Annotated in this window: 13 protein-coding genes; 8 read left to right on the forward strand and 5 right to left on the reverse strand. The window is 71.8% G+C overall.

Annotated features, from left to right (window positions below):
* On the reverse strand, nt 1–172 hold a 172-nt coding region (locus DEIPI_RS36485), incomplete at its 3' end, for an NAD(P)-binding domain-containing protein (RefSeq protein WP_169737042.1).
* A 10-nt stretch (nt 173–182) separates the two neighbouring features.
* The gene (locus DEIPI_RS0106760; RefSeq protein ID WP_027481278.1) at nt 183–1157 is read right to left on the reverse strand and encodes an aldo/keto reductase; all 975 of its coding nucleotides are present in this window, start codon (nt 1155–1157) and stop codon (nt 183–185) included.
* A 103-nt stretch (nt 1158–1260) separates the two neighbouring features.
* Between DEIPI_RS0106760 and DEIPI_RS29155 the strand changes: the two genes are divergently transcribed.
* A complete protein-coding gene (locus DEIPI_RS29155) occupies nt 1261–1746 on the forward strand; it encodes a hypothetical protein (protein ID WP_045233745.1) in 486 nt (161 codons plus the stop codon).
* On the opposite strand, the gene DEIPI_RS0106770 is transcribed toward DEIPI_RS29155, so the two are convergent.
* On the reverse strand, nt 1743–1973 hold the full coding sequence (locus DEIPI_RS0106770) for a hypothetical protein (RefSeq protein ID WP_027481279.1): 231 nt from the start codon (nt 1971–1973) through the stop codon (nt 1743–1745). The genes DEIPI_RS29155 and DEIPI_RS0106770 overlap by 4 nt on opposite strands.
* Before the next feature lie 187 nt (nt 1974–2160).
* On the opposite strand from DEIPI_RS0106770, the gene DEIPI_RS0106775 reads away from it, so the two are divergent.
* Nucleotides 2161–2463 (forward strand): hypothetical protein, encoded by a 303-nt coding sequence (locus tag DEIPI_RS0106775; RefSeq protein WP_157463504.1) that lies wholly within the window; start codon nt 2161–2163, stop codon nt 2461–2463.
* Between the two features lie 89 nt (nt 2464–2552).
* Entirely contained in the window at nt 2553–2903 is a 351-nt protein-coding gene (locus DEIPI_RS0106780; protein ID WP_027481281.1) for a hypothetical protein, read from the forward strand.
* Nucleotides 2904–2979: 76 nt separating this feature from the next.
* On the opposite strand, the gene DEIPI_RS0106785 is transcribed toward DEIPI_RS0106780, so the two are convergent.
* Nucleotides 2980–3402: a response regulator gene (locus tag DEIPI_RS0106785; RefSeq protein ID WP_045233746.1), complete on the reverse strand. Its 423-nt coding sequence runs from the start codon at nt 3400–3402 to the stop codon at nt 2980–2982.
* 247 nt (nt 3403–3649) lie between these two features.
* Here DEIPI_RS0106785 and DEIPI_RS0106790 point away from each other — a divergent pair, with 247 nt between their 5' ends.
* The 5 genes from DEIPI_RS0106790 to DEIPI_RS0106810 are packed head-to-tail and all read left to right on the forward strand — an operon-like array spanning nt 3650 to nt 8132.
* Nucleotides 3650–4525 carry an STAS domain-containing protein gene (locus DEIPI_RS0106790; RefSeq protein WP_027481283.1) on the forward strand — a complete coding sequence of 292 codons (876 nt, stop codon included), beginning with the start codon at nt 3650–3652 and terminating at the stop codon, nt 4523–4525.
* A gap of 3 nt (nt 4526–4528) precedes the next feature.
* Nucleotides 4529–4897, forward strand: coding sequence for an STAS domain-containing protein (locus tag DEIPI_RS0106795; RefSeq protein ID WP_027481284.1), 369 nt, complete (start codon nt 4529–4531; stop codon nt 4895–4897).
* A 13-nt stretch (nt 4898–4910) separates the two neighbouring features.
* On the forward strand, nt 4911–5309 hold the full coding sequence (locus DEIPI_RS0106800; RefSeq protein ID WP_027481285.1) for an anti-sigma regulatory factor: 399 nt from the start codon (nt 4911–4913) through the stop codon (nt 5307–5309).
* A gap of 4 nt (nt 5310–5313) precedes the next feature.
* Complete coding sequence (locus DEIPI_RS0106805; RefSeq protein WP_027481286.1) at nt 5314–6303, forward strand: ATP-binding SpoIIE family protein phosphatase; 990 nt, start codon at nt 5314–5316, stop codon at nt 6301–6303.
* On the forward strand, nt 6300–8132 hold the full coding sequence (locus DEIPI_RS0106810) for an ATP-binding protein (RefSeq protein WP_027481287.1): 1833 nt from the start codon (nt 6300–6302) through the stop codon (nt 8130–8132). Before DEIPI_RS0106805 ends, DEIPI_RS0106810 begins: the two co-directional genes overlap by 4 nt.
* Here the strand turns inward: DEIPI_RS0106810 and DEIPI_RS29160 are convergent.
* Nucleotides 8119–9309 (reverse strand): OpgC family protein (locus DEIPI_RS29160; RefSeq protein ID WP_169737043.1); only part of this gene is annotated, 1191 nt, incomplete at its 5' end. The genes DEIPI_RS0106810 and DEIPI_RS29160 overlap by 14 nt on opposite strands.

A 9309-nucleotide genomic window follows, 5' to 3' on the forward strand; every position in this document is an offset into this window, starting at 1 on the left:
CGCCTCGATGACGCGCGGTCACGGCCCGCACGCCCGGGCCGAGCCTCCCCACGACGTCCGCGAGCGACTCGGGCCCGCGCGAGTTGCTCAGCAGCACCTCGTGACCCGCCGCCGAGAGGCGCTGCGCGAGCGCCTGTCCGATGTGTCCCGCTCCGATGATGCCGATCCGCATGCGGTCCTCCCTACCGATTGACGGTGCTCATGTCCGGATAACGTTCGCCCGCCGCCGCGCCCGCCGGGAAGACCTCCTCCAGCCGCGCGAGCTCCTGCTCCGTGAGCTTCACGTCCAGCGCGCCGACGTTCTCCTCGAGGTAGCGGACGCGTTTCGTGCCGGGGATCGGCACGACGTCCGGCCCCCGCGCGAGGAGCCACGCGAGCGCGAGCTGGCCGGGCGTGCAGCCCTTCTCGGCGGCGAGGTCCTTCACGGCGTCCGCGAGGCGCAGGTTGCGGCCGAAGTTCTCCCCCTGGAAGCGCGGGCTGAAGCGGCGGAAGTCGTCCGGGGCGAAGTCCTCCGGGGAGCGGATCTGCCCGGTGAGGAAGCCGCGCCCGAGCGGGCTGTACGCGACGAAGCCCACGCCGAGCTCGCGGCAGGTGTCGAGGACTCCGCCCTCCGGGTCACGGGTGAAGAGGCTGTACTCCGTCTGGAGGGCCGTGACGGGATGCACGGCGTTCGCACGGCGGATCGTTTCCGGGGACGCCTCCGACAGGCCGATGTACCGCACCCTGCCCTGCGTCACGAGTTCGGCCATGGCGCCCACGGTGTCCTCGATGGGGGTGTTCGGGTCCACGCGGTGCTGGTAGTACAGGTCGACGTGGTCCACGCCGAGGCGGCGCAGGGACGCCTCGCAGGCCTGCCGGACGTACTCGGGCCGTCCGTCGATGCCCAGGCGTTCCCCGTTCGGCCCGCGGACGTTGCCGAACTTCGTGGCGAGCACCACGCGGTCGCGTCTTCCCTTGACCGCGCGTCCCACGAGTTCCTCGTTGCGGCCCACGCCGTACATGTCGGCGGTGTCGAGGAAGTCCACGCCGAGTTCCAGCGCGCGGTCGATGGTGCGCAGCGACTCCTGCTCGTCGCCCTGCCCGTAGAACTCGCTCATGCCCATGCAGCCCAGGCCGAGCGCGGAGACTTCCAGGTCGCGCAGCTTGCGTCGTTCCATGTGCGTACCTCCACCGGGAATACTGCGCCTCGCGCGCGGCGCGAACGCTGACCGGACGTACGTTTCGGGCGCGAGGTGATACAACGTCGTCGGGAGGGACGTCTTGGACGAGCGTGAGGGTGAGGCGCTGCGGGCGCGCGTGCTGTTCGAGGGGTGGCTGGCCGCGCACGCGCGGTACTCGGCGCTCGTGGCGCTGGCGCGCGAGCCGCTGGACGTGCGCGCGGCGCTGGGCCGCGTGGCGTCGCTGACGGGGGCGCAGGGAGACGACGCGTACGTAGACGTCCTGATGGAGGCCCGCGCGGGCGACGTGACGCCCGCCGTCCTCGGGACGAGCGCGCGTCCGCTGCGGCGCTGGACGGCGCACCTCTCGGGTCTGGCGCGCGGGGAGGGCGAGTACGCCCGCTGGCGCACGCGCCTGCTGGTGGAGGGCCACGTGACGTCACGCTTCGATCTGCGGCTGTACGTGGTGGGGGAAGCGTCCGTGCGCCTCGCGCCCGTCCCGGGGGGCGGGACGGACGTGGAGGCCGTGCGGGCGGAACTGGCGCGCCTGGCGGGGGAGGCGTTCCCGCTGCCCCTGCTGGAGGGCTAGGGGAGGCGGGCGCGGTCGTCGAGCATGAACGCGCCCGACAGGGCGAGCTCCAGGGTGCGGCCGGTGGCGGCGAGGCGTTCGTCGCCTCGTTCGACGGTCACGCGGAAGGTGCCGTCGTCGCGCGCCTCGGCGTGCACGCACCGGCCGGCCGCCTGGAGGTGGTTGAGCAGACGCCGGTGGTCCGGGTCCACGTCCAGCCATGACAGGGAGGGGGCGACGTCCTTCATTCGCTCAGCCTAGGGGGTCGAATGTCCCGACGGTTGAGGGTGCCCGGGCACATAGTTTATCTTCCCTTGATTCGTTCGCGGGGCCAACATTTGTTTTTGTTGAAGTTTCTTGAACAGAAAGGAGCGGTCAAGTCATGTGCTCGGCGCTTCTCAAGAAGCAAACGGTACGACTCCCCACACTGTGGCCATGTGGTCGCGAGTGTGGAACGACGCCGTCCAGGGGGACGTGATGAACCGGTTCGAACGCTGCCCGTCGCTTCCGGCGGATCACCCGGACCGCCCGGAGCTCTTCGCGCTGCTGCGCGACGTCGCGTGGGATCTCGGCGCGCACGTGCTGGGCCGGGAGGAGTTCGAGTGGCTGTGCGAGGGCGGCCCCGCGCGGCTCGGACCCTGGCTGCGGAATCTGCACCTCGCTCAGCTCGCGCTCGCGGAGGCGGACGTTCGCGCCGGGGCGGTCGATGGGGCGGGCGTTACGCCTTCCGCGAAATGAGTTGAACCGCGTCCTGCGATGACGTATTATGAACGGGTTCCGACGCGGTCGGAACGGGCGGGCACCACGCCCGCGAGAGGAAGAGAAGCATGACCACGGCACAGACCGACGGCACCCGCGTGCCGCGCGACGTCGAGGTCCTGGTGGAAGCCACGCGCGAACTGCGCGAGGCGAGAGAGCTCCTGAGGTCCGGGAACGTGGTCCGTGGCGTCCAGCGCTACGAACACGCCAAGCGGGCCCTGTACCGGACCGTCCGTGACCTCCCGGTCACCCCGGACGCTCCGCCCGAGAGCGCGCTGATGCGCGCGGGACGAGAGTTCCACCAGGCCTACGAGACCAGCCGGACCGACACCTCCGACGCCCGCGCCGCCCTCGGGCTCGCGCGCGCCGAGAAGATCCTGTTCGGCGAACTCGAAGCGCTCGAGCGCACGCTCAACTGACACCGCCCGCCCACACGGCGGGCCTCCCGGGGCAGATCCGATCGGACCTGCCCCTCGTTCGTTCCTGGGGACGACGTCAGTGCGTCGGGGGGCCGGACGGCAGCAGCGCCCGCTGCAGCCAGAACTCGCAGAACGCACGCATGGTGGCGTCCAGCTCGTCCACGTCCTCGGGCTTCACGAGGTAGGCGTTGGCGAGCAGGCTGTACGCGCCGCGTACGTTCGCGTCGTCCGGGTAGGCGGAGAAGACGATCACGGGCACCCCCGTCGTGACGGGCTCGGAACGCAGGGCGCGCAGCAGGTCCAGCCCCGACATGTCGGGGAGCAGCAGATCCAGCAGGATGAGGTCCGGCCGCCTCGTGGCGACCAGCGTGAGCGCCTCCTCGGCGCTTCTGGCCGTGACGATCTTCAGGGTGGGCGCGACGCGCCGCAGCACCCGCTCCGTGAGGTAGGCGTAGCCTTCGTTGTCTTCGACGAGCAGCAGGGTCGCGGTGCGTAGCATGAGAGGCTCCAGGTCGCGGCGGGCGCGAGGGGCAGATGAGCAAACTATAGGTGATCGGACGGAGAGGTCGTGTCTCATGTACGGACGAGGTGGAGAACCTGAAGCGTCTTCACGTTTTCTTCAGGACACCCGGCGCTTTCGCACGAAAGGCTCGCCCCGCGAGGCCCCTGGTAGAGTGAGGCCGTGACCCCGCCATCCGGGCGCGCCATGAGCCGCCCGCTTCCCGCGTCGGTCCTCACCCACACCCATGACGAACCCAGACCAGCGCATCCTCCACAGCCTCGAACGTGACCCGTCCCGCTTCCTCGACGTGTGGCTCGGCGAGCAGGCCGCCTCGGGCACCATGCGCCGGGACCTGATCAGCGAGGCCGAACTCCGCACCCAGTCGCAGGCCTTCCTGAGCGCCCTCATCGCCGCGCTGAGAAGCGGCGTCCCCTTCGAGGGCGGGAGCAATCACCCCGCCTGGAGCGGCGTCCGCGCCCAGCTCGAGGACCTCTCGCGACAGCGCGCGCAGCGCGGCTTCAGCTTCTCCGAGGTCGCCACGTTCGTCTTCTCGTTCAAGCAGCCGCTCTTCTCCGCGCTGCGCGAGAGCACCGACGGCGGAACCGAGCTCGCCGAGGCGAGCTGGGAAGCGAACGTGCTGCTCGACCGCCTCGGGCTCTACACCATCGAGGTGTACCAGCGCAGCCGCGAGAACATCATCGAGCGTCAGCGGCAGGAGATGCTCGAACTCTCCACGCCCGTCGTGAAGGTCTGGGACGGCGTCGTCGCGCTGCCCCTCATCGGCACCCTCGACAGCGAACGCACCCAGATCGTCATGGAGACGCTGCTCCAGCGCATCGTCGAGACGGGCTCCACCATCGCCATCATCGACATCACGGGCGTGCCCACCGTGGACACGCTCGTCGCGCAGCACCTGCTGCGCACCGTCGCGGCGGCTCAGCTCATGGGCGCCGACTGCATCATCAGCGGCATCCGTCCGCAGATCGCGCAGACCATCGTGCACCTCGGCATCGACCTCAGCGGCGTCACCACCAAGGCGAACCTCGCCGACGCCATCCAGATCGCCATGGAACGCACGGGCATGCGCGTCGAGCGGCAGGCACCGGGCCGGACGCCCTGACGCGTGGAGCGCATCCCGATCCTGAAGCTCGGCGACCTGCTGCTCGTCACCATCCAGGTGGACATGCACGACCGCCTCGCGCTCACCCTGCAGGACGACCTCACCACCGCCATCGTCGCGCACGGCGCGCGCGGCGTCCTCATCGACATCTCCGCGCTGGACGTCGTGGACTCCTTCATCGGGCGGGTGCTGGGCAACATCGCCTCCATGAGCCGCCTCCTGAGCGCCGAGACGATGATCGTCGGCATGCAGCCCGCCGTCGCCATCACCCTCGTGGAGCTCGGCGTGACGTGGCGTCACGTCCGCACCGCCCTCAACGTCGAGCAGGGCATGCGGCGACTGCGGGCCAGCCTCGACGGGCCGCGTGCCTGACCCCGGAGCGCCCGTGACCGCCACGCCCGACACGCTCCCCATCCACAGCGAGGACGACGTCGTCCGTGTCCGTCACGCCGTGCGCCGCGCCGCCGTGGAGCTCGGCTTCAGCCTCGTCGACCAGACGAAGCTCGTCACCGCCGCCTCCGAACTCGCGCGCAACACCCTCATCCACGGCGGTGGCGGCGAGGCGCGCGTGGAACGCCTCGACACGCCCCGACGCGGCCTGCGGCTCGTCTTCGAGGACCGCGGCCCCGGCATTCCCGACGTGGAGCGCGCCTTCCAGGACGGCTTCACCACGGGCGGCGGGCTCGGGCTCGGGCTGGGCGGCTCGCGCAGGCTCGTGAACGACTTCAGCGTGGAATCCACCCCCGGCGTGCTCACGCGCGTCACCGCCACCAAATGGAAGTGACGTCGTGCGCGCGGGGCTGAGGTTCGTCATCCGCGAGGCCAGCGGCGTCGGGGAAGCCCGGCGCGCCAGCGTGGACCTCGCCCGCTCGCTCGGCCTGAACGACGTCCGGCAGGGCGAGGTCGCGCTCGTCGTGACGGAGCTCGGCACGAACCTCGTGAAGCACGCCGGGGAGGGCGAACTGCTCGTCCGTCCCGTGGAGGGCGGCGCGCGGCCCGCCGTGGAGGTCCTCGCGCTCGACCGTGGTCCCGGCGTGGCCCGCGTGGGCGAGGTGCTGCGCGACGGGTACTCCACGGCGGGCACGCCCGGCACGGGCCTCGGCGCGGTCCGGCGGCTCTCGCGCCGCTTCGACCTGTACTCCCAGCCGGGACAGGGCGCCGCCGTCCTCGCGACCGTCGGCGGGGAAGGCGGCGGACCCTTCGACATCGGCGTGGTGCAGGTGCCGCACCCGCGCGAGACCGTGTGCGGCGACGGGTTCGCCGTCCACGCGCGCGACGACCGCCTCGCCGTGATGGTCGTGGACGGCCTCGGGCACGGTGTCGGCGGGCGCGACGCGGCGAGCGCCGCCGTGAGCGCCTTCCTCGCGGAGGCCGCCGAGGGCCCGCCCGAACTGCTCGCCGCCGTCCACCGGGGCATGCGCGGCAGGGGGGGCGGCGTCGCGGGCGTCGCCCTGCTCGACCGCGCGCGGCGCGAGGTGACCTTCAGCGGGATGGGCAACGTCTCCGGAACGGTCGTCACGCCCGCCGGGCGGCGCGGGCTCGTCTCGCAGGACGGCACGCTCGGCCTGACCCCGCCCAAGCCCACCGCCCAGACCCTCCCCTGGACACCCGGGGACCTGCTCGTGCTGCACAGCGACGGCCTCGGGAGCCTCTGGAGCCTCGACCGCTCGCCCGGCCTCGCGGGCCGCTCGTGCGCGCTCGTCGCGGGCGTGCTGTACCGCGACCACGCGCGCGGCCGCGACGACGTGACCGTCCTCGTCGTGAAGGAGACCCCGTGACCGCCGACGAACGCGCCCTCATCACCGTCCGCGTCGACACCGACGACGACCTCGTCGGGGCGCGCGCCCTCGCCCGCCGGATTGCGGAGCACCTGCGTCTCGGCCCGCAGGACACCACCCGCGTCGCGACCGTCGTGTCCGAACTCGCCCGCAACGCCCTGCGCTACGCCCACGGCGGCGCCGTCACCTTCGGCGTCACGCCGCCCAGCCTGCCACGCGCCCTGCGCGTCACCGTCCGCGATCACGGCGGCGGCATCCCCGACCTCGACCGTGTCCTGGGCGGCACGTACCGCTCCCGCACCGGGATGGGCGTCGGACTCGCGGGCTCGCGCGGCCTGATGGACGCCTTCCACGTGGACACGTCCCCGGAAGGAACCACCGTGTGCGTCGAGAAGCACCTCCCGACCGGCGTCACGGACGCCGACGTGGAGCGCGCCGCCCGGGACCTCCTCCTCGCGCGCGGCGCGGACCCCGTCCGTGAACTGCAGGCGCAGAACCACGAGCTGATGGACGCCCTCGCGGCGCTCGCGGAGCGCGAGGAGCGCCTGCGCGGCCTCAACCAGGAACTGGAGGACACCAACCGCGGCGTCGTCGCCCTCTACGGCGAGCTGGAGGAGAAGGCGGAGCGGCTGCGCGAGGCGAACCAGCTCAAGACGATGTTCCTCTCCTACATGAGCCACGAGTTCCGCACGCCCCTCAACAGCGTCCTCGGCCTCACGCGGATGCTGCTCGCGCGGCTCGACGGTGAGCTCACGCCCGAGCAGCACAAGCAGGTCAGCCTCATCGCGGGCGCGGCGGGCGACCTGCTCGGCATGGTCAACGACCTGCTCGACGTCGCGAAGGTGGAGGCGGGCAAGTCGGACGTGCACGTCTCCACCTTCAGGGTGGACACCCTGTTCGCCACGCTGCGCGCCCTCTTCCAGCCCATCCTGACGAACCCGGACGTGCGGCTCGTCCTCGACGACGCGCGCGACCTGCCGCCCCTCACTACCGACGAGGGCAAGGTGTCGCAGGTGCTGCGCAACTTCGTCTCCAACGCGCTGAAGTTCACGCCGCGCGGCGAGGTGCGCGTCCACGTCGCGCTCGTGGACGGCGGCCGGGCCGTGCGTTTCGAGGTGCGCGACACCGGCATCGGCATCCCCGTGGAGGAGCAGGGCCGCCTCTTCCAAGACTTCACGCAGGTCCGCTCCCGCCCGGGCCGCGCGGGCGGCACGGGCCTCGGCCTGTCGCTCGCGCGCAAGCTCACCGAACTCCTCGGCGGCACGGTCGGCCTGACGAGCGAGCCGGGACGCGGCTCCGTCTTCCACGCGACCTTCCCCGTCACGTACGCGGGACCCGAGGTTCAGGGCGTGAACGGGGAAGTGCCCGCCGCGCCCGCCGGGGAGGGGCCCTCCACCTCCACGCGGCCCCTCGTGCTCCTCGTGGACGACAACGAGGCCGACCGCTACCTGCTCGGCGCCCTCCTCGCCCGCGAGCACTTCGACGTGCGCGAGGAGGGTGGGGGAGAGGCGGCCCTGCGGGTGGTCCGGGACGCCCCGTACCGGGCGGTCCTCCTCGACCTGTCCATGCCGGACCTGAGCGGACTGGACGTCCTCGCGCGGCTGCGTGCCGATCCCGCCACGCGCGCCCTGCCCGTCCTGATCGTCACGTCGCAGGTGCTCACGGACGACGACCTCGCGCGCGGAGGGGCGCTCGGCGCGACCTTCCACGCGAAGGACCGCCTCTACCAGGGCGACACGGACGGGCTCGTCTCCACCCTCTGGGCGGCCGTGCGGCGGGCCGCGTCCCACGGTGAGGACGCGGCCGGGCACGACGTCAGCGCGGAATGAAGCGGAACAGCACGCGCCCCCGCACCATCAGCCACAGCAGCAGCAGCACCGCCGTGTGCGCCAGCGTGCCCCACACGACCGACCCGACCGAGAAGACGGGGACGCTCGCGACGATCAGCGCGAAGTACACCTGCAGGATGAACACGTACAGCGACGCCTGACCCAGCGGCACCAGCAGCCAGCCCAGCACGCGCTGGAAGGCGCCCCAGAAGCGGCTCAGCAGGGCGTACGCGACGATCACGAACGCCGCGACGTTCACGAGACGCCCGATCCCGAGGTCCTGACGACCGAAGAAGCGCTCGTAGATCCCGTAGAACGTGTCCGGCGCGATGAGCGACAGGCGCGGATCCCACGGCCCCTCCGAGACGGGGTTGTTCCACGTGTAGAACAGGCCCGCCAGGAACACCGCCACCGCCACGCCGAACAGCGCCCGGCCCGCACCCGTCCGCATCCACGCCAGCACCTTCCGGCGGTGGAAGCCCAGCGCGAGGCCGTTCACGAACAGCAGCTGCCACGCCAGCAGCGGGAAGGGATCCTCGAACTGCGCGGGCAGCAGGTTCACGCGCGACACCGCGTACACGCCCCACAGCAGCCAGCTCACGCCCAGCACGAGCGCCGTGCGGCCCCGCAGCAGCACGAGCAGCACGAAGGGCGCGGCGAGCAGCAGCACCACGTACAGCCCGATGATGTTGAACTGCGACGGCCCCACGCGCAGCAGGATCACGCTCGCGATGAGGCGGCCCGCGTTCTCCGCGTTCGGGTAGAGGTTGTACACCGTACCCGTCCCCTGATCCGTGAAGGTCGTCAGGATGCGCCCGTCGAGCCACGGCACGAGGCTCAGCAGGTACGAGCTGAGCACCACGAAGAGCGCCACGAAGTACAGCGCCCGCGCCCGCGTGAACAGGCGCGACGTCTCGTCGAGCCACCGCTCCTCGCTGCCGCGCTTGCGGAACACGAGGCCCAGCACGACCCCCGCGAGCAGCACGAACAGTTCCGCGCCCGACAGCACCCCGAGCCGCTCGTGCGACGCGAGGTGGTAGAGGGAGGGCACGTTGATGTGGTCCACCACCACGAACACGATGGCGAGGCCGCGCAGCAGGTCGATGCGCAGGTCTCGGCCCGCGACCGTGGCCTCCGGGCGCGCGGACGGCGCTCCGACCGCTCCGCTCCCGCCGCC

It is taken from the genome of Deinococcus pimensis DSM 21231, from assembly GCF_000519345.1.
Lineage (GTDB): Bacteria > Deinococcota > Deinococci > Deinococcales > Deinococcaceae > Deinococcus_A > Deinococcus_A pimensis.